Origin of the sequence: Siphonobacter curvatus (assembly GCF_002943425.1) — a bacterium.
GTDB classification, from domain to species: domain Bacteria; phylum Bacteroidota; class Bacteroidia; order Cytophagales; family Spirosomataceae; genus Siphonobacter; species Siphonobacter curvatus.
Genome location: NZ_PTRA01000002.1, coordinates 111,924 through 135,458 on the forward strand (window position 1 = coordinate 111,924; position 23,535 = coordinate 135,458).

16 protein-coding genes are annotated in these 23,535 nt (G+C 47.9%); all 16 read left to right on the forward strand.

The annotated features are described in order from the left end of the window. Positions 1–8: 8 nt before the first annotated feature. The 16 genes from C5O19_RS15800 (at position 9) to C5O19_RS15875 (ending at position 23,534) form a co-directional block, all read left to right on the forward strand. Positions 9–3,113, forward strand: coding sequence for a sensor histidine kinase (locus tag C5O19_RS15800; RefSeq protein WP_104714334.1), 3,105 nt, complete (start codon positions 9–11; stop codon positions 3,111–3,113). Between the two features lie 248 nt (positions 3,114–3,361). Further along, positions 3,362–5,614, forward strand: coding sequence for a glycoside hydrolase family 88 protein (locus C5O19_RS15805; protein ID WP_104714337.1), 2,253 nt, complete (start codon positions 3,362–3,364; stop codon positions 5,612–5,614). Between the two features lie 39 nt (positions 5,615–5,653). After that, a complete protein-coding gene (locus C5O19_RS15810; protein WP_104714339.1) occupies positions 5,654–6,412 on the forward strand; it encodes an SDR family oxidoreductase in 759 nt (252 codons plus the stop codon). Between the two features lie 216 nt (positions 6,413–6,628). Beyond that, positions 6,629–7,489 carry a hypothetical protein gene (locus tag C5O19_RS15815; protein WP_104714340.1) on the forward strand — a complete coding sequence of 287 codons (861 nt, stop codon included), beginning with the start codon at positions 6,629–6,631 and terminating at the stop codon, positions 7,487–7,489. A 116-nt stretch (positions 7,490–7,605) separates the two neighbouring features. Beyond that, positions 7,606–10,953: a SusC/RagA family TonB-linked outer membrane protein gene (locus C5O19_RS15820; RefSeq protein ID WP_104714342.1), complete on the forward strand. Its 3,348-nt coding sequence runs from the start codon at positions 7,606–7,608 to the stop codon at positions 10,951–10,953. Positions 10,954–11,255: 302 nt separating this feature from the next. Then, positions 11,256–12,788, forward strand: coding sequence for a RagB/SusD family nutrient uptake outer membrane protein (locus C5O19_RS15825; protein WP_104714344.1), 1,533 nt, complete (start codon positions 11,256–11,258; stop codon positions 12,786–12,788). A gap of 664 nt (positions 12,789–13,452) precedes the next feature. Further along, the gene (locus tag C5O19_RS15830) at positions 13,453–14,400 is read left to right on the forward strand and encodes a Vgb family protein (RefSeq protein ID WP_104714346.1); all 948 of its coding nucleotides are present in this window, start codon (positions 13,453–13,455) and stop codon (positions 14,398–14,400) included. Between the two features lie 171 nt (positions 14,401–14,571). Beyond that, on the forward strand, positions 14,572–15,543 hold the full coding sequence (locus C5O19_RS15835; protein WP_104714349.1) for an SDR family oxidoreductase: 972 nt from the start codon (positions 14,572–14,574) through the stop codon (positions 15,541–15,543). 6 nt (positions 15,544–15,549) lie between these two features. After that, the gene (locus C5O19_RS15840; RefSeq protein ID WP_104714351.1) at positions 15,550–16,332 is read left to right on the forward strand and encodes a helix-turn-helix domain-containing protein; all 783 of its coding nucleotides are present in this window, start codon (positions 15,550–15,552) and stop codon (positions 16,330–16,332) included. Positions 16,333–17,013: 681 nt separating this feature from the next. After that, positions 17,014–17,463 (forward strand): DUF3291 domain-containing protein, encoded by a 450-nt coding sequence (locus C5O19_RS15845; protein ID WP_104714354.1) that lies wholly within the window; start codon positions 17,014–17,016, stop codon positions 17,461–17,463. A 115-nt stretch (positions 17,464–17,578) separates the two neighbouring features. Next, the gene (locus C5O19_RS15850; protein WP_104714357.1) at positions 17,579–18,148 is read left to right on the forward strand and encodes a GNAT family N-acetyltransferase; all 570 of its coding nucleotides are present in this window, start codon (positions 17,579–17,581) and stop codon (positions 18,146–18,148) included. A gap of 33 nt (positions 18,149–18,181) precedes the next feature. Further along, on the forward strand, positions 18,182–18,532 hold the full coding sequence (locus C5O19_RS15855) for a hypothetical protein (RefSeq protein ID WP_104714360.1): 351 nt from the start codon (positions 18,182–18,184) through the stop codon (positions 18,530–18,532). Positions 18,533–18,683: 151 nt separating this feature from the next. Beyond that, on the forward strand, positions 18,684–19,895 hold the full coding sequence (locus C5O19_RS15860; RefSeq protein ID WP_243406415.1) for a glycoside hydrolase family 88/105 protein: 1,212 nt from the start codon (positions 18,684–18,686) through the stop codon (positions 19,893–19,895). A gap of 32 nt (positions 19,896–19,927) precedes the next feature. After that, positions 19,928–21,577 (forward strand): glycoside hydrolase family 43 protein, encoded by a 1,650-nt coding sequence (locus C5O19_RS15865; RefSeq protein ID WP_104714365.1) that lies wholly within the window; start codon positions 19,928–19,930, stop codon positions 21,575–21,577. Positions 21,578–21,585: 8 nt separating this feature from the next. Beyond that, positions 21,586–22,566 (forward strand): pectinesterase family protein, encoded by a 981-nt coding sequence (locus C5O19_RS15870; protein WP_104714367.1) that lies wholly within the window; start codon positions 21,586–21,588, stop codon positions 22,564–22,566. Next, on the forward strand, positions 22,563–23,534 hold the full coding sequence (locus C5O19_RS15875) for an alpha/beta hydrolase (protein ID WP_104714369.1): 972 nt from the start codon (positions 22,563–22,565) through the stop codon (positions 23,532–23,534). The genes C5O19_RS15870 and C5O19_RS15875 overlap by 4 nt, the downstream gene beginning before the upstream one ends. Position 23,535: the final 1 nt, after the last annotated feature.

The following is a 23,535-nucleotide window of genomic DNA, read 5'->3' on the forward strand; positions in this document are numbered from 1 at the left end:
CTACTTTCATGGTATCAAGAATACTTACAGTTTGGCTGATTAGCTGTGGCGTATTGGTAGGCTTACCGGGTTATGCTCAAACCTTTCACATCGAACAGTATACAGACGATAATGGTCTGCCTCAAAACAGCGTAAAAAGCATTGCTCGGGATGCTGAAGGGTTTCTTTGGCTAACGACGGAAGCCGGGCTAGTACGATTTGACGGGAAACAATTTTACACGTCCCTTCATACGCATAGCCAACGTTTTAAGTCATTGTATCCAGATCTTTCTGCCGAGGGGAAAAGTTTATATGCCATCAATGAAAAAAACGAGTTTATAAAAATTAAGAACGGTAAAACGTATCCCAAGCAGACCTACTATCAACCCCATCTCAAACCCCAATTACCCTCTTTCCCGCTGAGCATTTCTACGGGATTACCGGATAATTATTTCATGTTAGACACTGTTCGCAAGTATCTGATTCCTATAAAGAATAGTAGTTTTTTTCTGTGTACACATACTACCCTGGATGCATATGTACAGGGCAAAAAAGCGTGTAGTTTCAAAAGGGAATTCAGCAATTTCAAGCACCTATTCCGGCTGGGTACTAGTTTATTCGAGTTTCGGCCTGATGGAAAGATGAAACGGGTTAGCGAAGAACAACCACGCCTTTTTCCGTTAACGGGAGATATTCTTCTTAATCCTTCGTATAAAACGTCAAAGCCTACTATACAACTCTACTGGAACAATGCAGCGGATCAGGCCTTCCTGTATTTGGAGGGTTGTCTGTACCAACTGAGCCAAACGACGGATGCTTTAAAAACCGAGCTAATTTTAAAAGACTTTGATTTCTCACAAGTCAACATTGCTAGTGTATATTATGATTCAGTATATAAACGGGTTTTTTTGGGAAGCTTAAGTCAAGGGCTATACGTATGTACCCGAATGGATTTTCAAACCCTGTACCTGAAGGAAGGTGGTCAGACGAATGTATTCTATGCCCAGTCTCGATTTCAGGATTCGAGTGTAGTAACGAATAAGGGGGTGGTCATGCGGCCCAATCACCAGCGAACCGTACGTAAGTACTTGACCGCTCTTGCTCAAACTAAATTTGATCGGTATATGATGGCCCTCGATCGCCATCAGAATATCTGGACTACCAGCGAAAATAAACTTTATAAATTCAATGCAACTGGCGACCGTCTACTGCAGCAGTGGCAGCTTCCTGGGCACATTTCCTGTATCTATCAGGGTGATCAAGGACCCCTCTGGATTGGCGTTGATGGGCAGGGTATTTTCCAGGTAGATGAACAGCAGCAAGCTCCCCAGCTTTACCTCAAAATGCCTAAGGTACGCGTCTCCTACTTTCTATACGAAAATGCCGATAAGTTATGGGTAGGGACCTACGCTGGACTTTTTAATATTCAAGGCTCTGCCCGCAAGGTGACTTGGGTACCAGCATTTGATCAGATATATATTCGAAGTTTACACACTTCCAAAATCGGTGAAGTATGGGTTAGCACTGCTGAAAATGGTATTTATCTGATTCAGGGAACAAAAGTGACACACCTACCCCTAGATCCGCATCGTTATATGGCCCAGGCCCATTGCATGATGGAAGACCGTAAGGGCTATCTCTGGATTACTACTAATAAAGGCTTATTCCAGGCGGCTAAGGAGGACTTGCTTCGGTTTGCTGAAGGAAAAAGCGACGGAACTATTTATTACCATCATTATACCAAAGAGCACGGTTTTCGTATCAATGAATTCAACGGTGGCTGTGAACCCTGTGGTTTACGCGTACAAGATCGGTATTTTTCCTTACCTACTTTAAATGGATTGGTGTGGTTTGAACCGGAAAAGATTAAGCCGGAACTACCGGAGCAGAAAGTACTCATTGATCGTATAAGCCTGGATGGAGCTACGCAATTTCTGTCTTCGGATACCCTTGTACTACCCCCCAATCATACACCCTTAACCATTTACGTTACTACGCCATACTTTGGTAATGTCAATAACCTACGCCTGTCCTACGCGTTTACCGCCGATGATGAAAAAGCAAACAGTTGGAATGAGCTCAATAGCGTTAATCGAACCTTTCAACTTACGCACTTAAGTCCCGGTACGTACAAGCTATCCGTTCGGCTTACGAATGGTTTCGGAAACGATAATTACTCGGTTTGCCACCTTACGGTAATCATTCAAAAGCCTTGGTATTTGCGTACGGCATTTTTGATAATCATTGGAGTCATCGCAATGTTATGCGTGTACGGAATGATTGAACTTCGATCTTCGTACTTAAAGAATAAAAACCGGAAGCTGGAAGCCGTCATTTCCGAACGAACGAGTGAACTCAAACAAATGCTCGCCCTCGTAGAAAACTCACAGCAGGAATTGCTCTGGCGAAAATTCATTCAGGATCATATCATTGCGGCCATAAGTCATGATGTAAAAGCTCCCTTAAGGTACGTCGTCGACTTGAATCAGCTCGTCTATCAGCATTTTCAGAAAGAAGGAACTTCCCCTACAATGTTGGAAATGACTAAGGGAATCTATGATTCGACCTTTCGAATTCAACAATTGATCAATAATTTACTGGAGTACGTAAAACCCCAAATGAAGCAGTCGGGAAGCGTATCCTTGCAACCGGTGAATCTTCACGAGCTGGTCACGAATAAAATTTCATTCTTCCGGGATAGTGCCCGTAAAAATAGTACAACCGTGGTAAATCGTGTGGCGAATGCCTTGAGCGTGACCAGTAACCCCGAATTACTAGCCATCATTATTCATAACTTATTAGATAACGCAATCCGCATTACTAAAAATGGCTACGTAACGATAAAAGCTCAGGAGATGGAGTCCGAAACTCATTTGTCCATTCGCGATACGGGCCCTGGCATGCCTTTAACTTTAGTAAACTGGATCAATCAGCCCCAATCGCGTAGTTTAGAAGAGGCAAGTAAGGAACTACCGCCGCAATTGGGTCTGGGATTGATTATCCTTAAAGATTTAAGTCAGTTATTAAAAATCCGACTCACGGTGCTTTCCCAAGAAAGGGGAGGTACGGAGGTGCTACTCATCTTTCAAAACCAGATGCCGGAAGATTTTGAAGTAAACACTCATTTCAGTTAACAAACAGTTGATCGAACCGTAGGTCTATCTCGACTCAGAAAACTGTGGATCGTTTAGCCCAAAACGATCCACAGTACTTTTGACGTATAGCTTCATCAGGTATACGCCTTACCCATGCGTTCCGGCCTTTCCGTTCAGCTTCAAACGTTTATCGAATTCCGGTAGAACTTCCCCTTCGAAGGAATGTTTTTTTTACAATGTATACCGATCCCCACTTTTTTGTAATTACATAAGCAAGTATATAAACTATGCTGACTACTGACAAAAATGCTTTTGGGCAGCCCTTTGTTCGTACCGAACAGGTTTCACAGTGGGCGTTAGGGGTGAAAGAACAACTGAAGCAGGCGAGCATAGAAGCCACGACTTTTCGTTGGGCCCAGGGAAAGCTACAGACGGCCTTGGATGACCATTCGTTCTGGTTATTCTACGAATTTCCGAATAAAGGAAAACTGGCTATCCGTACCTGTTATGATCAGCACCTGACGGGTAACGTACGCAACCACAAGAAGAATAAACAATCGGCTGAATGGGAGGTAGAAGGTTCACTGGGACTTTTCAGTATTAACCTGGAAATTTACGAATCCGGCTTGTTGCGGTATACCACCCGACTGACACCCCGGCAAGCGTTTACCGTACAGGGCTTTCCCCGGGATATCTATTTCCTTAACGCCGACAATGACCCCATGGAAACTGCGGGTAAGATGTATATCAAACAAAGCGGACCTACGGCGGGTCTGGTGTATGCTTCGGTCACGGAACCGCTGGAAGGTAGTTTTTTTTACTTCCAAAACTTAACTTCTCTAAATGAATATGGATATCTAACGCAAACCGAACCCAGTGGCTGTGTATCGGCTCAGTGGCCGGAGCTGGGTTTTAGCTTACCCGCGGCCGAACAGCCTTTACCCGCGGAAAAGAAAATTACGCTAAGCGATGCATTTCTGTATTTAAATGAAATTATTCCTACGGATGAATTCGAGGGAGCGGACCAGTTTTTGGAGGCGATTGGACTAGTTTATCCTCACTTACAAAAACCCGAAACGGCGTACTACGACTGGCCCAAAGCCTCCCAGCGAACTATTGATGCGTTAACCAAAGCCGGCGAATGTGGCAGGCAGATCCATAATAAATTTTATGTCAACGCCTACGTAGGTTCTACGGACAAGCCTCCCGAAAGTATGGTGCAACTGGCGATTTTGGTGCCGCTCTGGGAATACCAGCAGTGGCTGGGCGAGCCCATAGAACTACTGGAGAAACTCCGACAAAGCATTCCTTCTTTTTACGATGAACAAAAGGAAACAATTGTTCGCTGGTTGCCCGGCGAAACGTTTAAAAAGGAGGAATTGAGTGAAGAGGAAGACCCGGATAAAATCGATTCCTGGTACCTGGTTCATATCCTCATGAATCTGGCCCGGTTGGCCGAACATGGCGATATGCAGGCAAAGGAGCTGTTCCTGAAATCGCTCCAATACGTTAGGAATGCGGCTCATCATTTCAAGTACGAGTGGCCCGTATTTTATCATGCCGAGAGCCTGAAAGTACTCAAAGCAGAAACCAGTGAAGGTAGGGGAGGTGAGCTGGATACGCCCGGACTTTACTGCCACATCATGCTTCAGGCGTATGAAATGACCCGGGATACCTTATATCTGGACGAAGCAATCCGTTCAGCCGAAAAACTAATCGGCAAAGGCTTCGACCTGCTGTACCAGTCCAACATTACCATGATGAGTGCTTTGACCCTGGTGAAGTTGTGGAAACTCACCGGTAATCACTTGTACTATAAGTTAAGTAAACTCAGCATTGCTAACCTCATTGCCCGTATGTGGGTTTGGGAGTGTAGCATTGGCCTGGGTAAATACCGGAGTACCTTTTTGGGCGTCGCTCCCTTGCGGGATGCCGAGTACCTAGCCGCTTATGAAGAAGCCGAAATTTTTGCTACCGTACTCAATTACCTGAAGGAATTGGGTAGTGATGTGCCGGCTCCCATCCGGCAGATTTCCAGTGAGTACTTCAAGTATCTGTTGCACCGGGGAAGATATTATTTCCCAACGGAATTACCCCCTGACATGATCAGTGAAGAACCGCGGGAGGGGCACATTGCTCCGAAATTGCCCATTCCACTGGAGGACATTCCGACGGGCCTAAAAAAAGCGGGTTCGGTAGGCCAGGAAGTATACGGAGGAGCCATGCCCTATATCCTGACTACGTATGCGTATAAGCGTTTTGACCCGATGCCGGTGATGCTGTTTTGCGAGTACCCCATTTACCACGCCGAATACGACATCCTCGGCCCAAAGCAAGGATATGCGTTATTCCGCTTGGGTGGAGTGGCTGAGTTTACGTGTCGGGTTCGGGTAATCGCTCTGGGTAAATCGTTACCACTTATTCAACTCTTCGATGCAACAACGGATGAGCCCATACCACCACAGGACGAAGCCCGCCAGTATCAGGAATTTATAGTGCAGGGTGACCAGCAAATACGGCTGGAGTGGTCACGTTCGTAAGGTCAAATTCTATTTACTCACGTTAGATAATTTTTAACAATGCAACAAGCTACGCAAGCACACACCCAGGTAGAAAGCCTGGAAGGAAAACGTATTCTGTTAACGGGCGGTACAACGGGTATCGGTCGGGCGATTGGAATTTTACTCGGCTCCTACGGAGCTACACTTTTCACTTTTGGACGCCACCAGGAGCAACTGGACGAAACACTAGCGGCCATTCGGGAAGCTGGCGGAAAAGCTGATGGCATCATCGCCGACGCAGCGAAGCCGGATGACATCAAAAAGGTATTCGGGCAGGTAGATCAGCAGCTGGGCGGACTTGATATTCTGATTAACGCGGCAGCTTTGGCAGCGGGTTCCATTGATGAAATGCCCGATGAAGAGTGGCGGTACGTCATCGAAACCAATCTGATGGGCTATCTAGCTACGACAAAAGAAGCCCTAAATCGCATGAAGCTTCAGCAAAAAGGTCACATCGTATTGATTGGCTCGATGAGTGCGGATGTACGGGAGGAAGGCAGTTCTGTATACGTGGCTACTAAAGCAGCCATCCAGGGGTTTGCCGAAAGTTTACGGAAAGAAGTCAATAAACTCGGTATCAAGATAAGTCTGATTGAACCCGGAGCGGTAGGTTCGGACATGCAGCCCACTACGCCCGAAGAAGAACGCGAAAAACAGAAAACGGGAGAAATGTTGAGAGCAGAAGACATTGCGGTTTCCGTTCATTATATCCTGACCCAACCGCTTCGCTGCGACGTCGTTTCTATCCAGATCCGTCCGCACTTACAACTGATTTAAGGTACATTCTAGTTTTACCAAAGGCAGGCTCCGGGCGATTGATTTCCCGGAGCCTGCCCTGTTTTGTATAAATGCCATCATCTTTAGTACGTATAGAAATAAAAAAACAAAAGTTCGTACGGATAATTCAATATCAGTTTTAATCAGCTCTTAGCTTCATAATTAGATAACATTCGCGTGGTTTTAGGATAATCTAGCCGCATTTATTTTGCAGCAATGAAGAAGGTATTGAGTTTGGTTTTGATGATACAGGGAGCATTCGCGGCCTGCGGGCAGTCAGTGCAGATTCAGAAATCAATGACCATTGATTCGCTGGGAGCAGGGCAGGGGGTAAATTATATCGATGGAAACGTGTACCTCTACGGCGATCGGGAGGTGGGAATCATTCGGGAATATATTTTAAAAGACAACGAACTTCAGTATACGCAGAAAGAAGTACAGCTAAGCATCGATTCCAAAGACCTGATCAATCACCCAACGGGCATCGCCTATCAGGCCGGAAAACCGGTATTCATCGGAAACAGCATTCGACTTAATCCCGAAGGAACGCAATGGAAAGCCGTTATCTATCAGGTAAACTGGGCCGGCTTACTCCAGAGCGGAACCCTCCAGGGAAATCTCATCCATACCATTGAAGATGATGCCTGCATTCAGGGGACTCGTCCTGAGTACGTACAGTATGAGGGCCGCTGGTACGTAGCCACGGCTGATTACGGGAATAAGGCCAATGAAGTCCGGTTGTATGATCCCCAGGCCCTGGCGGCAGCCTCAAAAACCTCAGAACCAGGTATTCTCTACAAAAAATTCACCTGTTCTCCTTGGGTACAGAATCTCCATTTCATCCCGGATAAAAATATTCTGGTATTGATTCAAAATCAGATTGTGGGCCGTCGCTGGCGATTGACTTTTCTGGATTTGAATCAATCCCTTGCTCAGGGAAAAGAACGCGTGTTGAAAGTAATAGACTTTGATAAATCCGATGAACTGGAAGGGTTTACCTTAACCCGTAACGGAGAAGTAATTCTGGTGACTTCATCCAAACAAGAGAACGTTCACTGGGTAACGTTCGACTACTAGTATCCGCCATTTTTCTTACTAACCAACCCTTTGAGCTAGCTAAAGTCCTCTGGTTCTCTTGAATCAGAACCGCTGGCTATGGCCTGTTTTCAGCACATTCAACTACTACACTATACATGCAGAAACGTGTATCTTTTCCCTTGCGTAAAGCGGCGACGCTCCTGAGTCCGCTTTGCCTGTTGGTGGTTCTGGCAACTACCAGCGATGCTTTCTCCCGAACACCCGAGCCACGGCCAAGCTCCTCGCGGGCTCTGGTCAAAATCACAGGCATTGTTCGTGATGAAAAAGGAGAAGCCCTCTCGGGCGTAACCGTGAGCAGCAAAGGTACCACCCGCGGTACCATTACGGATGCCACGGGGAAGTATACCCTCGAAGTGGAAGAGGGCAGTACGCTGGTGTTCTCCTTCATTGGCTACGTCTCTCAGGAAGTAGTAGTGGGCAATCGTCAAGTTCTTGATGTACAGTTGCAGGAATCCGCCAGTCAGCTCAACGAAGTAGTGGCCGTGGGTTATCAAACCGTTCGTAAAAGCGATGTGACCGGGGCCATTTCCAGTGTAAAAGCCAAGGAACTGAACCTTTCTACGCCCACGGTTGGACAAGCTCTGGTTGGGAAAGTAGCCGGCGTTCAGATTTCGCAGGTGAGTGGGGCTCCCTACGTCAGTACCAAAATTCGGGTACGGGGTGTCGGCTCCATCAATGCCAGTGCGGATCCGCTGTATGTCATTGATGGTTACCCGGCGGGACCCGATGTCTTCATCAATCCCAATGATATTGAGTCGATTGACATCCTGAAGGATGCGGCTTCGGCGGCTATTTATGGTTCACGGGCGGCCGGTGGCGTTGTACTGATTACCACCAAACGAGGCAAAGAAGGCAAGGGCCGCCTGGATTACGATTACCAGTTTGGCCTGAATCAGCTCAGCAAAAAAGTAGATCTGCTGAACGCCGAGGAATTCGCTCAACTGCACATTGACGGCCACAATAACTCGTACCGTGATCTGGTTCGCAATTCGGGGCAAACCTGGAACGACGCCATGTTTTCCGATAACAACGCGACGCGGATTGCCCGGGTGGGAAACGCCAGTAGCGTGAGCATCCCAGTGGAAATCTATGACTTCGCTACTCAGACAATGATCAAACCGAAGTACAATACCGATTGGCAGGATGAACTCTACCGCACGGCTTCCGTACAGCGGCATAACCTGAGCTTCTCGGGTGGTACCAAGGATGTTCGTTATGCTTTGAGTGGCGGTTATCTGAATCAGGAAGGGATCATTGTGAGTACCAAACAGGAACGGATGAACCTGCGGGCCAATCTGGATGCTCAGGTAAACAAACGTCTGAAGATTGGAGCAAACCTGGCCCTGACTTCCAATACCAATCGAGAAGTAGAGGAAGGCCGTTTTGATAAAGGGCCGATTCTGGGGGCTTTAATCTATGCTCCGTACTTCCGGGCTTACAACGACGATGGTACATTGTCCAAATTTGAATCTTCTTCCCAAGGGCCCCTGTACGCTTATCAGACAGTCGAAAACCCCGTTGCGGTAGCGATGGAAACGATTATTCGTCGCCGGGGCTCGCGGAGTACTTACAACGGAAACGCCACCTACGATCTGCTGCCGGGCTTATCGGCCCGGATTAACCTGGGTATGCAGAACTACAACGAAAAGTACGAGTACTATCTCCCCACCAGCCTGAGTAGCGGAAACAACGCTCCAGGTTCGGCTCAGGCCATTGCCGCCGCCACGGCTACGGCCCGTACCATTGCTCAGGTAGATCGACTCGCTGAATACACGCTACATTATAACCGTCAGTTTGGTAAACACAGCCTCGACGCGTTGGCGGGGTATACGGCTCAGAAGTTTGAAAGTGATATCATTAGCGTTTCAGCCCGGGGTTTTCAAAATGATCGCATCAAGGAAATTACCGGGAAAGGAGCTGATCCAACCAACTTTCTGTTAAATGTCGGCGGTGACCTGGGTACGCAGAAATACACCTGGACTCTGCTTTCGTACTTGGCTCGGGTGGGTTATAACTTTGATGAGAAGTACTACCTTTCGGCTTCCTTCCGCCGGGATGGTTCTTCTCGCTTTGGTCCCCTTAACAAATGGGGCACTTTCCCTTCTGTATCAGCGGGCTGGAATCTTTCTAAGGAGAATTTCTACAATGATTTTCTGGGACAAAACTCTTCGCTCAAACTACGGGCTAGCTGGGGTTTAAGTGGCAATAACAATATTGGTAACTACAACTACCAGCAAGTGATGGCAAGTCCGGGGGGAGCCGTATTCGGGGGCAATGCCATCGAAACGGCTGTCTGGACCAACGGGATTCGTGATCAGCGACTGGGTTGGGAATCGACTTCGCAATTTAACTTTGGTGTCGATGCGGGACTGTTCAACAACCGACTTTTTGTGATTGCCAACTACTACATCAGTCGCTCGTTTAACCTGCTGTTCAATCAGCCCATTTCGGCCATCTCCGGAGCTTCCACCATCCTGACCAACCTTCGTGATTCCCGCGTGGAAAATAAAGGATTAGATCTGCAACTCGATGGTCGGGTGATCTCAACCCCTGATTTTAAACTGAACCTGAGTGGAAACTTCTCCTTGAACCGCAACAAGGTACTGAACATGGGTGGAGCCAGTACCATCATTACGAATGGTGCCGAGCGGTCATACCTAACGCACATTACGCAGGAGGGTCAGCCCATTGGGATGTTCTACGGCTTTAAGGTGAAAGGCATGGTCCGCGAATCGGATATGGAAAATCTGGCCATCGACAATGCTAACTATAATTCCGCCACGCAGTCGTTCCCGGCCGGGTATCAACTGAAAGGTCCGGCCCGTTCTACCGCTTCCAGTAACCCCCTGCAACCGGGCGATTTGTACTTTGAAGACGTCAACGGTGATGGCGTAGTGAATGATGCCGACAAGCGGGTGATTGGCTCGCCTTATCCGAAGTTTATCTACGGTTTCGCCCTGACGGCCAGCTACAAAAACTTTGATTTCTCGTCTTCCTTCAACGGTTCCTACGGAAATGAAGTACTCGATGGACAGGACTATTACCTCTTCAACATGGAGGGCTCCGGCAACCAGTATTCCATCGTGAAGGAACGGTATCGCTCGGAGGCCGAGCCGGGCAACGGCAAAATATTCCGGGCTTCCCGGGGCGGTACGCAAAGTAACAGTACGCGGCTCTCGACCTTCTATTTGCAGGATGGCTCGTACCTGCGTTGTACCAACGTAATGCTAGGCTATAGTCTGCCTTCGAAGTGGCTCAGTGACAAAGGCTTGAGCAATGCCCGTCTGTACGTATCGGTGGACAACGCCTTTACCCTCACAAAATACAAAGGCTACAATCCCGAAGTAGATTACAACAACGGAGCAAATCTCACCCCCGGTGTAGATTACGGAAAATATCCGCTGGTTCGGGGGTACAACGTAGGCGTGAAACTGAGTTTCTAAAATTGGTTTGAGGGTAGTTTCAGGTTTGAAGGCGTTTGAGAAAGTTTCAGGTTTGAAAAAGCGTTTGAAATGGTTTGAGAAAGGTTTGAAGGTATTTAAAAAGAGGTTGGCAGAGAAGAGAATTGTGGTCAAGAATCAGAACGGGAGTTTCATCTTTTAACCGGAACGTCTTGACCCGTGTATCCAGTCAAACCCTATACCAGCTCAAGCTTTATACATACTCAAACTTAAAACCTAATCAAACCCATTCCAACCTCAAACTACTCCAACCAGACTTGCTCCCATTTTCAAGACATACAACGATGAACAAAACATATTTTTCTATTCTGAGCTTATCGCTCCTGCTGGGGCTAGGTTCGTGCTCGAAGAGTTTTCTCGAAGAAAGTGATCCGAATGCCATTCCTTCCGCCGTATTTTTTCAGACGGAGAATGATGTGAAACTGGCGGTCAACGGGGTGTACCAGTATCTTCGGAGTTCTGAAACGGTTGGCGAAAACAGCGGTTTGTATACCGACGAACGCTCCGATGATACGGGCCGTAACGACAACCAGTCGAACGCGGGAGAACCCTTTCAGTTCAATGATTTTTCAATTTTGCCGAGTAATACCTACCTGAAACGTCATTGGCTGAACCTGTATCAGGCCATTACCCGCTGTAATCAGGTGCTCGACAACCTGGATAAGGTTAGCTACGCAAATCCGGAAACAAAGGCGAACTACCAGGCTGAAGTGAAGTTCATCCGGGGCTTCCTTTATTTTCAGCTCGTACGGAAGTGGGGCGATGTACCCCTGGTAACGCGGCAATTACTGCTGACGGAGGAGGTAGCAGCAAACACCTTCCGCGAGAAAAAGGAAAAGGTTTACGAACAAATTGTGGCTGATGTGAAGGAAGCCACCGTTAGTACGCTGCCCGATCATCAGCCGCTGTCGGGGAAAGGGCACGTTTCAAAAGTAGCCGCCTTTGCTTTGCTGGGAAAAGTGTACCTGACCATGGCGACTACGCTCGACGCGACCCATCGGACGGCCAACCTGAATCTGGCCAAAACCAATCTGATGGAAGCCTACAATCGTCGGACCTTTAAGGATTTGAAAGACATTCCGTACGCCGATGTATTTGACGTGACCAAGAAATCCACCAATCCGGAAATCATCTTCCAGATTGTAAACCGGCAGGGCGACATCAATTTCTCTTCCAGTATTGCGGCCAATACGCAAGCCAAGGGCGAGACGATTAATTCGCTGAAACCCGGTACGGGCATCGGCGGTAACGTAACCCGCGATCTGGTGCTGGAATACGAAGAGGGCGATCTGCGGAAGGATTTTTCGATCAAATTCGCCAATGATGCGGCCGTTAAAGATTACTTCATTACCAAATTCCGGGATGTGAGTGCCGGAGCGGGCGTAAACGGCTACGGGGGCAATGACTGGATTTTGCTCCGCTACGCCGATGTGATCCTGATGCTTTCCGAAGTGCATGTGTATCTCGGGGATGAAGCGACGGCCATTACATATCTGGATATGGTACGCGAACGGGCCAATCGTCCGAAGTACGCTGAGATGAAAGAGCAGGAAAGCTACCGAACTAAATTTCCGACGTTGAAACTAGCTCTTTTGCACGAACGCCGCGTGGAGCTGGCCTTTGAGCACCAACGTTGGTTTGATCTGCTACGCTTTTTTACCATCGACGAACTGGTGACCTATATGCGAAGTAAGTCTCAGGCGAATTTCGGTACGGCCCGTCTTTCCAACTTTGGTACCAAGGATCAATACTATCCCATTCCTTTCGATGAAAATAAACTCAATCCGGAAGGGATGTATCAAAATAAAGGGTACTAAAACGTAAATTATTCTGCTAAAAAATTACTGATAGAGGTTCAATAAGATTATCCATTTTGGGTAATCTTATTTTTATTGATGACTAAAATAAACAATATTAATTTGTAGGAAAGCAGCAAATAAAAGTAAAATCATATACCATAATGCAGAAGAATTATAAACCATTTGCTATAAAGTTAGCACTTGCTTTAGGCTATTTTCTGTAAGCAAAAAACAAAAAAAGGTTACTTGCCGCCAAACAAGTAACCTCAAGATTCTGTGTTAAGACAAAGTCTTTTGCAGAACACTTTTCAATTATCAATACTAAATTGAGAGCCAATTTCTAAAGCTGCACACATGCAAACAAGGAACTTAAATAGTGTTGTTGCTTCGTGCTTTGCCTTCAATTATAATACAAAGGTACAGGCGTGTAAAAGGCTATACAATAGTAGTACTTGGTATTAACTGTAGTATTAATTTTACAGTACTCAAAAAATTACTTACTAGCCTAAGTATAAAGTTTATTTTCACTTAAAAGAATCGATTCAAGCGGTGATATAGGAATTTTCTATTGAATAGGAAAGGCTAAATGAGAGCAGAAGAGTAGTCCTTTAAAACGCTTTTAAAGTGCTGAGCATGATTCTTTTAGCTGTTACTTTCCTAAACAACCATCCAATCCCTGCGTATGAATCATTACTCAGCTCTAGTAGGTCTTTGCCTCGTATGGCTTCTTGGAGCCTGCGTCAAAGATCACGTCGACGGTCCCATTGAAGTGAGTCTGGAACGGTATCCGATTCCTGGAGATAACTTCTTTCCCGAAGGCATTGCCTATGACTCAACTGCCGGCTTTTTTTACGTAGGAAGCATCGGTACCGGAGACATTTTAAAAGTAAATGTACAAACCGGGCAAACCAGCCTGTTTTCCGCCGGAGCTTCATCCAATCGTCCTACTTGTAATGGTTTAAAACTGGATACCAAAGGACGCTTATGGGTGTGCGGCGGAACCCAGAACAAAATTCAGGTACTCAATCCGGACGGCAGTTTGCTGAAAAACTGGGATCTCACTTCTTTTGCTACCACGGGTTTTGTGAACGACGTAATACTGAGCGACCGCTACGCCTACTTTACGGATTCTCAAAATCAACACCTCTATCGTATTGACGTCTCGACGGATCAGCCGGGTGAAGTGGAGGAATGGCTGACGTTCACCCAAGATCAAATTCCTTTTGCTACGACGGGGGTCAACGCCAACGGAATCGAATTAACGGAGGATCAAAAATACCTGATTGTAGTCGTTTCCACGTCGGGTAAACTGTATCGTATCGATACGGCTACCAAAGCCATATCGGAAATTCAGCTGAATACCCCCGTGATGGCGGGCGATGGCTTGTGGCTGGACCGACATATGTTATACGTATCACGAAATGCCGTTAACCAGCTCTTTCCGGTTATCCTCAGTACGGATTATCTCCAGGGAACAGTAGGGGCGGGCTTTGGAGAGAACCTGCTTTTTAATACGACCATGGCCAAAGCGGGCCCGTATTTTCTAGTCGTGAATGGGCAACTCAATCGCCGGATGGGGTCAACGCCACCCGTATTACCGTTTACGGTTTCCAGGGTACGCATTCCGTAACCGCGTTGAGGGAAACAAATTGAAGGCAGGCATTTCTTCTTACTAAAGAAATGCCTGCTTTTTTATGGAAAGCATAAATGGACCGTACAACAAAGAAAAATGGACTACACAACAATAGCCCCTCACTGGCCGGGGGCGAATTTTGTCGCGTCAACTAAAGGTACGAAAGTCATGAATAAGGAATTAGTATTGGTTACGGGCGGCTCGGGCTTTGTAGGAAGCTATTGTATTCTGGAGCTTTTACGGCAGGGATACCGGGTTCGAACGACATTGCGGTCTTTGCAGAAAGTGGAAGAGGTCAAAGCTATGCTCAGCCGGGGTGGGGCTACTAACCTAGAAGATCTCAGCTTCGTTGCTGCTGATTTGTCTCAGGATGAAGGCTGGGAAGAGGCCGTTCGGGATTGTACTTACGTTTTACACGTGGCTTCGCCCTTTCCGATTCAATCGCCCCAGGACGAAAACGAACTTATTATACCCGCTCGTGAAGGAACCTTGCGGGTGCTGAAAGCCGCCAGTCAGGCGGGAGTTACACGGGTAGTATTGACCTCGTCGTTTGCAGCCATCGGGTACAGTATCGATCCCAAAGATCACGTATTTACCGAAGCTGACTGGACGGACCCTGCACAAACCAAGGACGCGTATATTAAATCGAAAACGCTGGCCGAACGGGCCGCGTGGGATTTTGTAAAGGATCAGAAGCTGGAATTGACGGTCATTAATCCCGTGGGTATTTTCGGACCAGCTTTGACCCATGATTCTTCGACTTCACTGGCCTTCGTTACTCTTATTCTGACGGGACAAATGACCGAAAGCCTTCCCTTTTCTTTTGGTGTGGTAGACGTTCGTGATGTCGCCGATTTGCACGTCAGGGCCATGACTCTACCCCAGGCCAAAGGGGAACGCTTTCTGGCGACTGCCGATGGGGTAATGAATGTGTACACGATTGCTCAGCTCATTCGGGAACGGAAACCGGAACTGGCTTCGCAAGTTTCTAGGTTAAAACCAGTAGATTTATGGTTACAGCTTTCGAACGAAAAGGCCAAGACCGTATTACACTGGAATCCGCGTAGTAAGGAAGAGGCCATTCTGGCTTCCGTCGAAAGTCTACTTGATTTGGCTACTGTTTCCAAGGACAAAGGATAAGTTCGAATGAATGCACCGATTAAAACGAGTTGTTACCACTGTCGAACTTCTGATTCTGAGCATGTACTGAAAGACTACGTGTTCGTATATCAGATCCAGGGGGCAATTCAGATGTATGATGCAAAAGAGGCCCTCCTGTTTGGGGAGGGTTCCTTTTATCTAGGTATCAAAAATAAAGTAGCCCGTTTTGTGAAACTACCGCCGGAAAAAGGCGAGTACCGGGCCATTTCTTTGACTTTTAGCGAGCAATTGCTGCAGGAGTTTAGTAGCGAGTATGGCTATGTATCAAGTCGGCGGGTGGATACAGCTCCGCTACTCGTACTACCGAATCACCCCTTGTATCATAATTTTATTGCTTCCTTACAAGCCTATTCATTTCTAGCCAATACGTCGGATGAAACGCTGGTAAAGCTTAAACTCAAGGAAGCTCTTTTGGTATTACTGAAAATTCAGCCCGAACTGAAAGACATACTCTTCGACTTCGCCGAACCCTACAAAATAGATCTGGCTTCCTTTATGGAACAGAACTTTCGGTTTAACCTGCCTTTAACAACGTTTGCTTACCTGACGGGGCGAAGTATTTCGGCCTTTAAACGTGATTTCGAAAAACTTTTCCACGCTCCGCCCGCCAAGTGGCTACAGGAAAAACGCCTTAATGCAGCCTATTTTCTTTTAAAGGAGAAGAAACAAAAACCCACGCAAGTTTACGAAGCAGTGGGTTTTAAGGACTTTTCGCATTTTTCATTTGTCTTCAAAAAACACTTTGGCCTGAATCCTTCCTCGGTATAATTAAGTAATCCTTCGTTTTCTGTAAAAACGGATTACCGAATGAGTAGTAATGCGTAGCCTGTACAAGTAATGCTACAGAAGATCATCAACCTATACTATTGCTAGGGCTTTGGGAAAGGTATTCCTTTGTACCTACAAAACACCTGACCACATAAACACTTTGTATTAACCATACTTCTTATGAATGACCGCTATCATTCACTTGATATTCGCTCTGTACTCGTTCGTTTGAAGAAGGGTATTTCCTTTACAACAGTTTCGTTCAACTTTCAATACTGCTCTGTCAACCTAACATCGGCACGCCACCAAAGGCTTGCCGATGAATAGATTTGATAAGCCTTGTGTGATCTGCTTCGGTAGTTCACACAGAAGTATGCGTTTGCCCCGTATGAGCGGAAGAAAGTGTAGTTCATCCATACCCACGTTTTATAAAAATTCGATCAAAAGCGTATTAAATCAAGAGCAACTACCCGAAGGTAGTTTAGGTGTGATTAGTTAAACCGTCCTTAGTTTCTAAGGGCGGTTTTTTATATTCAGGTACATAAGTCAATTGCCATATTTTCAGGGCGGCCCTGCCCACAATTCATTCCTATTTTTGACCAGTTCATTCCGAGAATACTTGAAGAAGAAATGCTTTTTGAAGCAATTTGGCGTTTTGTTTAATCGCTTCGTAGCACAGAGATGATTTCCCATCAATTAGCTCAAGTAAACATCGTTCGCTTACTAGCCCCCTTGGACAGTGCCGAGTTGGCGGACTATACATCCAGTGTGGAACCTCTTAATACCTTAGCCGATGGCAGTCCTGGTTTTGTCTGGCGATTGCAAAGCGATACGGGAGATGCGACGTCTATTCAAGCATACGAGGATCCGATGATTCTGATTAATCTTTCGGTTTGGGAAGATGTAGAAACGCTGAAAGCGTATACGTACCGGTCGGATCACGCCACGATCATGAAACGTCGACGGGAATGGTTTGCTAAAATTAAGTCCGTAACGCTAGCCTTGTGGTGGATTGAAGCAGGCACTGTTCCTACGGCCGAGCAGGCACGGCAGCGACTTGATTTTCTGGATCAACACGGCCCTACGCCCTTTGCCTTTACGTTTAAAACACCGTTTGATGCACCCGTTTGAGTACGTGCGGGTTCGTTTGAGGTGAATTAATTAACTAGAAGGCAGTAACCCCGCGTATCCTTTTCTTGAGCTATAACTTTGGGGAGTGAACAGGATGTCATCCCTTAAAAAAACAATGAACGCTATTTCATTAGAAACACCCCGCCTACGCTTACGACCCTGGCAGGAATCTGATCAGGAAGCTTTTGCGGCCATGAACGCGGATCCCGAAGTCATGCTCCATTTTCCAGCTCCCCTCAACCGTACCGAGAGTGGTGGGTTAATGGATAGATTCGTAAATCATTTCGAAACGCACGGCTGGGGCCGATGGGCGGTGGAAGAACGGGAGACCGGAAAGCTGTTAGGCTTCTGCGGGTTAGCAACCGTACCTTTTCAGACTACTTTCACGCCAGCCGTTGAAATTGGCTGGCGATTTGCCCGGGAATACTGGGGAAAAGGATATGCTTTTGAAGCCGCTCAGGCAGCCCTGCGGGATGGATTTGAACGTCTGCATTTGCCGGAAATCGTTTCCTTTACCGTACCGGCGAACGTACGCTCGTATCGACTGATGCAACGGCTGGGCATGCAACCGGGAAATAATTTTGAGCATCCCAAACTGGCCGTATGTCACCCCTTAAGGGAGCACGTATTGTACCGGATTACTCGTTCGCAATTCGAGAAAGATTGGGCTGATCAGGTCCATTAACTAGTTTTACTGCTCTTGTAAACAATAGATGACATGGAATTTAAAGCCGTACTACGGGAAGAAGATGATGAATTGATGGGTTTTGTAAGGGCTCATTCCGAAACCGGCCCGTTTGAGGCCTACACGTTTTTCAAATACCCTTTACAAGTATTCAACACGGAACGACAGGCCGAAAACTTCCTGCAAACCAATGGCCTGCGAGTCTTGATGGAGCGGTGGTGCTTTTTTGATGAAACGCATCAAGACTGGTACACGTGCCAGATTACGGAAGCCAATACCCGGCAAATTAAATATACAATTACGGATTTGGGTCATCCGGATTTGTTTACGACGCACGTGCTACTCGCCCCTCATCCGGGTAATTTTAAATTGAAAGAATACTAGACAAAGGGAGTAGTAAAAGCTACTCCGAACATGCACGGTTATTACCCTAATTCTTTCTTCAGCACGTTTATCCCATCATAAATCAGCACTTTGAAAAAGGGAAAGGACCTTCAGATTCCGTCTACGTTGTAAGGAACCTCGTAAACGCCTGATGATGCCCGCATTCATTCGAAACCTGGGAATTGGTTTATTTACCTTCGCCGCTACTGCCGGACTAAACGCTCAAACCGCCCAAACTTCGACACCGCTCGACTGGGCCGTTCGTATGGCTGATTCGGACATGCAGCGAAATCCGAAGGGCTGGATGCTGGATTTTTCGAAAGAACCCCGCTGGAATTACTGTCATGGTCTCGTTTGCACGTCCCTGGAGAAACTCTGGAAACGGCAGGGGAACCCCAAATACTACGCCTACATCAAGGCGTACGCCGATGACATGATTCAGCCCAATGGGACCATCAAAACCTACTCGCTGGAATCATACAACATTGACTGGGTCAATCCCGGCAAGTTCGTTTTTGCCCTCTACGAAAAAACGGGTGACGAGAAGTACAAAAAAGCCCTGACGATGTTACGGGACCAAATGCGGACGCATCCCCGAACGAGTGAGGGCGGTTTCTGGCACAAGAAACGCTACCCTTCCCAGATGTGGCTCGATGGGCTGTACATGGCGACCCCATTTCTGGCTCAGTACGCCAATACCTTTCAGGAACCCGAACTTTTCGATGAAGTAGCCCGACAGATCACCCTTATCGATCAGCATAACAAACAGCCCGGTACGAATCTCTACGTTCACGGTTGGGATGAAAGCCGTACGCAAGCCTGGGCCGATTCTCTGACGGGCCGCTCGCCACACGTCTGGGGGCGGGGAATGGGCTGGTATGCCATGACGCTGGTGGATGTACTGGACTATTTTCCCCAAAATCATCCCAAACGAACGGACATTCTCCGCATTACTAAAAATCTGGCTGAAACGCTACAACGCTACCAGGATCCCGCTACGGGGCTGTGGTATCAAGTGATGGACGCCGGACCCAAAGCCGGTAATTATCTGGAATCTTCGGCCTCTACGATGCTGGCTTATTTTCTTGTGAAAGCGGGTCGGCAGAGCTACGCTTCTACGGCTAGTCTGGAAGCTGGCAAGAAAGCCTATCGGGGAATTCTTACCCACCAAATTCGAACGGAAACGGACGGAACCCTGGCCATCACCGATGCCTGTGCGGGAGCAGGGCTGGGCGGTACGCCTTATCGCTCAGGGACTTTTGCCTATTACGTTCAGGAAGCCAAACGCGATAACGATCCCAAATCTGTCGGCCCTTTTATTCTGCTAGCTCTGGAAATGGATCAACTCAAGTCCAGCCGTTAGGCATCTTCTCCCAGTACTCTATTTTTAGGTATATGCAAAAAATTACATTACTAGCCGCCGGATTGTCGCTGGGTTTGTCAGCCGTGGCACAGGTCAAACCTTCGGCTGAACTTTCAACCGTTTGGGTGGCGGATCAGGGGGATGGAACCTATAAAAATCCGGTACTGCATGCTGATTACTCCGATCCAGACGTCTGCCGGGTGGGAGCTGATTTTTACATGACGGCTTCGAGTTTCGATGCCATTCCGGGCCTGCCCATTCTGCATTCGAAGGATCTGGTCAACTGGTCGCTGATTGGTCATGCCCTGCGACGGCAGCCGCCTTTCGATCATTTCTCCAAAACCCAGCACGGCAATGGCGTTTGGGCTCCAGCAATACGCTTTCACCAAAATGAATTTTACTTGTATTATCCGGATCCTGATTTTGGTATTTACCTGACCAAAGCTAAAAATCCGGCGGGCCCCTGGTCGGAACCCGTGCTAGTAGAAGCTGGAAAGGGATTAATCGACCCCTGTCCGCTCTGGGACGACGATGGCCAGGTTTATCTCGTACACGGCTGGGCGGGGAGTCGGGCTGGTATCAAGAGCATCCTGACCGTTAAAAAACTCAACGCCGCCGGAACGAAGGTACGGGATGAAGGCGTGCTGGTCTACGACGGACATGTTCTGGACCCGACGGTAGAAGGCCCCAAGTTTTACAAGCGAAACGGCTACTATTACATTTTTGCTCCGGCGGGCGGCGTTTCCACGGGCTGGCAATTGGTGCTTCGCTCGAAAAACGTGTACGGACCCTACGAACGGCGGGTAGTGATGGATCAGGGAAAGTCGCCCATCAATGGGCCGCACCAGGGGGCCTGGGTAACTACGCCTCCCGTTAAGGGTCAATCGGAGGACTGGTTCATCCATTTTCAGGACAAAGGAGCCTACGGGCGAATCGTGCATTTGCAACCCATGCAGTGGGTAAACGACTGGCCAGTCATTGGCATGGATGCGGACAAGGATGGCAAGGGCGAGCCCGTACTGACCCACCGAAAACCGAATGTAGGCAAGACTTACCCCAAAGCGACGCCACCCGAATCGGATGAATTCAATCAGCTGACCCTCGGGCGACAGTGGCAATGGCAGGCTAACCCGCAGGGCATCTGGCACATGTTGCAAGCAGAAGGTTTTCTGCGGCTGTATTCGTACCAGGCTCCCGCCGAGGCACGGAATCTGTGGCATATTCCCAACGTACTTCTGCAAAAATTCCCGGCGGAAACGTTTCAGGTTACTACTAAATTGACATTCACGCCCAATGCCAAGCTCGACAACGAAAAAGCGGGGCTGCTGGTGATGGGCTTACGTTACGCCAGCCTGTATTTGAAGAGTCAGAAGCAGGATATTGAACTCGTATCAGCGGTCTGTGAAAAAGCGGCGGACAATCAGCCGGAAAGTGAAAAACGTATTACCTCACTAAAGGCCGGACAACCCGTGTACCTGCGACTGGAAGTACGCCCCGGTGCCCGTTGTCAGTTTAGCTACAGTCTCAACGGAACTCAGTATCAGAAAGCTGGAGCCGAATTTCAGTCCGAAGTAGGCCGCTGGATTGGAGCCAAGATGGGGTTGTTCTGTACTCGAACGGCCCAGATCAATGATTCCGGATACGCCGATGTGGACTGGTTTCGTGTTGAACCCTTACCCTAACAAAACTCATGAACCGCTATTTACTGATTATTTTTCTGGTACCATTAAGTCTGTCAGGCTGGTGCCAACGTCGAGTGATTACCGTGGCTCAGGACGGGAGTGGCGACTTTCGACGTCTACAGGAAGCCCTTACTTCCGTACCCAGACCTAATAAAGAACCCGTAACCATTCGAATTAAAAAAGGCATATATAAGGAAAAACTACTGCTGGATTCAACCCAGCATCACGTAACCCTGATCGGCGAAAATGCCCAAACCACGATTTTAACGTTCGATGATTACAACGGAAAAATCAGCCCTTCAGGGAAACCCTTCCGAACCTTCGATTCGAGTAGTTTTACAGTGAAAGCCAACGATTTTCGGGCCGAGAATCTCAGTTTTGCCAACAGCTCCGGCCCCGTAGGTCAGGCCGTGGCGGTATTCGTTCCCGGTGATCGGGTGGTATTTATCAACTGCCGTTTTCTGGGTTTTCAGGACACGTTGTATCTGGGTATGCCGGGTCAGTACGGACGGCAGTATTACCAGAACTGTTACATCGAGGGTACCATCGATTTCATTTTTGGTTCGGCGACGGCGGTGTTTGATCACTGTACCATTCACAGCAAACAAAACGGGCCTTATGTCACAGCGGCCTCTACGTCGGAAGGTAAACCCTATGGCTTGGTATTTCTGCATTGCGAACTCACGGGTGATGATCTGGCGGGTACCGTCTACCTGGGAAGGCCCTGGCGGGATTACGCGAAAACGACTTTTCTGTCCTGCAAATTAGGGAAACACATTCGGGCAGAAGGCTGGCACGATTGGGATAAACCGCAGGCCCGGCAGACGGTCGTTTACGCTGAGTACGCTTCCAAAGGACCGGGAGCCAATCCGAAACGTCGCGTTGCCTGGGCCAGGCAGCTTTCGAAAGCAGAAGCCAAAACCTATCAGATTCCAGCGATTCTGGCGGGTGAGGATCATTGGAATCCCTTAACCACCGATAAACGATGAGCCGGTATCTTTTGCTTCTGCTGAGTAATCTTTTCGTTGGAACGAGCTGGGCTCAGTTGGGTCCTACGGGTGGTCGAGATACCAGCTTTAGTATCGCAGGTTCTTTTACCAAAGAGGTGAAATACCATCCTGAGCTACAACTAGCTCATCCAGATTTGCCAGCAAACGTTCGAAAAACGGCCGCTCAGACGTACAAACGTATCCCTGCAGGGCGGGAACTGCAACTTGATGTATTTCAGCCCACTTCCAGGAAGCTCCGACCAGCTATTCTGATGATTCACGGGGGTGGCTGGCGGTCGGGCGACCGTTCGCATAACTATACCCTGGCCGGACAACTGGCTGCTCGGGGGTACGTAACCGTAACGGCCGACTACCGTTTATCGACCGAAGCTTTGTATCCTGCCGCCGTTCATGATTTGAAAGCGGCAATAAGCTGGATTCGCCGCAACGCCAAAAACTACGCGATTGATCCACGTAAACTTGCCGTACTCGGTTTTTCGGCGGGTGGGCAACTGGCAGCGTTGATCGGCACTACCAATGGTAACCCTGCATTTGATGCCTCGGGCTCTGCGGATTCCAGTAACGTTCAGGCCATTATCGACCTGGATGGAATTCTGGCCTTCATTCATCCGGAATCGGGCGAAGGAGATGATTCGAAATCTACCTCGGCGGCTACGTACTGGTTTGGCTATTCGAAAACGGCAAAACCGGAGTTATGGAAACAGGGGTCGGCGTTAACACATGTGGGGGCTGCAACCCCGCCGACACTCTTTTTGAATAGTTCAGTAGCCCGAATGCACGCCGGACGAGATGACTTTATCGCCGTTCTCAACCAGCACGGCATTTACTCCGAGGTACATACGTTTGAAAATGCCCCCCATACTTTTCTGTTTTTTGAACCCTGGTTTACGCCAACGCTGGCTTACATAGATGGCTTTCTGCGACGGGTATTTTCCTCTTCCAACTAAT

What these genes read in the sequence shown, in the direction of transcription:
- C5O19_RS15800 (WP_104714334.1), top strand. Translation starts at nt 9, where the DNA reads ATGGTATCAAGAATACTTACAGTTTGGCTGATTAGCTGTGGCGTATTG.
- C5O19_RS15805 (WP_104714337.1), top strand. Translation starts at nt 3,362, where the DNA reads ATGCTGACTACTGACAAAAATGCTTTTGGGCAGCCCTTTGTTCGTACC.
- C5O19_RS15810 (WP_104714339.1), top strand. Translation starts at nt 5,654, where the DNA reads ATGCAACAAGCTACGCAAGCACACACCCAGGTAGAAAGCCTGGAAGGA.
- C5O19_RS15815 (WP_104714340.1), top strand. Translation starts at nt 6,629, where the DNA reads ATGAAGAAGGTATTGAGTTTGGTTTTGATGATACAGGGAGCATTCGCG.
- C5O19_RS15820 (WP_104714342.1), top strand. Translation starts at nt 7,606, where the DNA reads ATGCAGAAACGTGTATCTTTTCCCTTGCGTAAAGCGGCGACGCTCCTG.
- C5O19_RS15825 (WP_104714344.1), top strand. Translation starts at nt 11,256, where the DNA reads ATGAACAAAACATATTTTTCTATTCTGAGCTTATCGCTCCTGCTGGGG.
- C5O19_RS15830 (WP_104714346.1), top strand. Translation starts at nt 13,453, where the DNA reads ATGAATCATTACTCAGCTCTAGTAGGTCTTTGCCTCGTATGGCTTCTT.
- C5O19_RS15835 (WP_104714349.1), top strand. Translation starts at nt 14,572, where the DNA reads ATGAATAAGGAATTAGTATTGGTTACGGGCGGCTCGGGCTTTGTAGGA.
- C5O19_RS15840 (WP_104714351.1), top strand. Translation starts at nt 15,550, where the DNA reads ATGAATGCACCGATTAAAACGAGTTGTTACCACTGTCGAACTTCTGAT.
- C5O19_RS15845 (WP_104714354.1), top strand. Translation starts at nt 17,014, where the DNA reads ATGATTTCCCATCAATTAGCTCAAGTAAACATCGTTCGCTTACTAGCC.
- C5O19_RS15850 (WP_104714357.1), top strand. Translation starts at nt 17,579, where the DNA reads ATGAACGCTATTTCATTAGAAACACCCCGCCTACGCTTACGACCCTGG.
- C5O19_RS15855 (WP_104714360.1), top strand. Translation starts at nt 18,182, where the DNA reads ATGGAATTTAAAGCCGTACTACGGGAAGAAGATGATGAATTGATGGGT.
- C5O19_RS15860 (WP_243406415.1), top strand. Translation starts at nt 18,684, where the DNA reads ATGATGCCCGCATTCATTCGAAACCTGGGAATTGGTTTATTTACCTTC.
- C5O19_RS15865 (WP_104714365.1), top strand. Translation starts at nt 19,928, where the DNA reads ATGCAAAAAATTACATTACTAGCCGCCGGATTGTCGCTGGGTTTGTCA.
- C5O19_RS15870 (WP_104714367.1), top strand. Translation starts at nt 21,586, where the DNA reads ATGAACCGCTATTTACTGATTATTTTTCTGGTACCATTAAGTCTGTCA.
- C5O19_RS15875 (WP_104714369.1), top strand. Translation starts at nt 22,563, where the DNA reads ATGAGCCGGTATCTTTTGCTTCTGCTGAGTAATCTTTTCGTTGGAACG.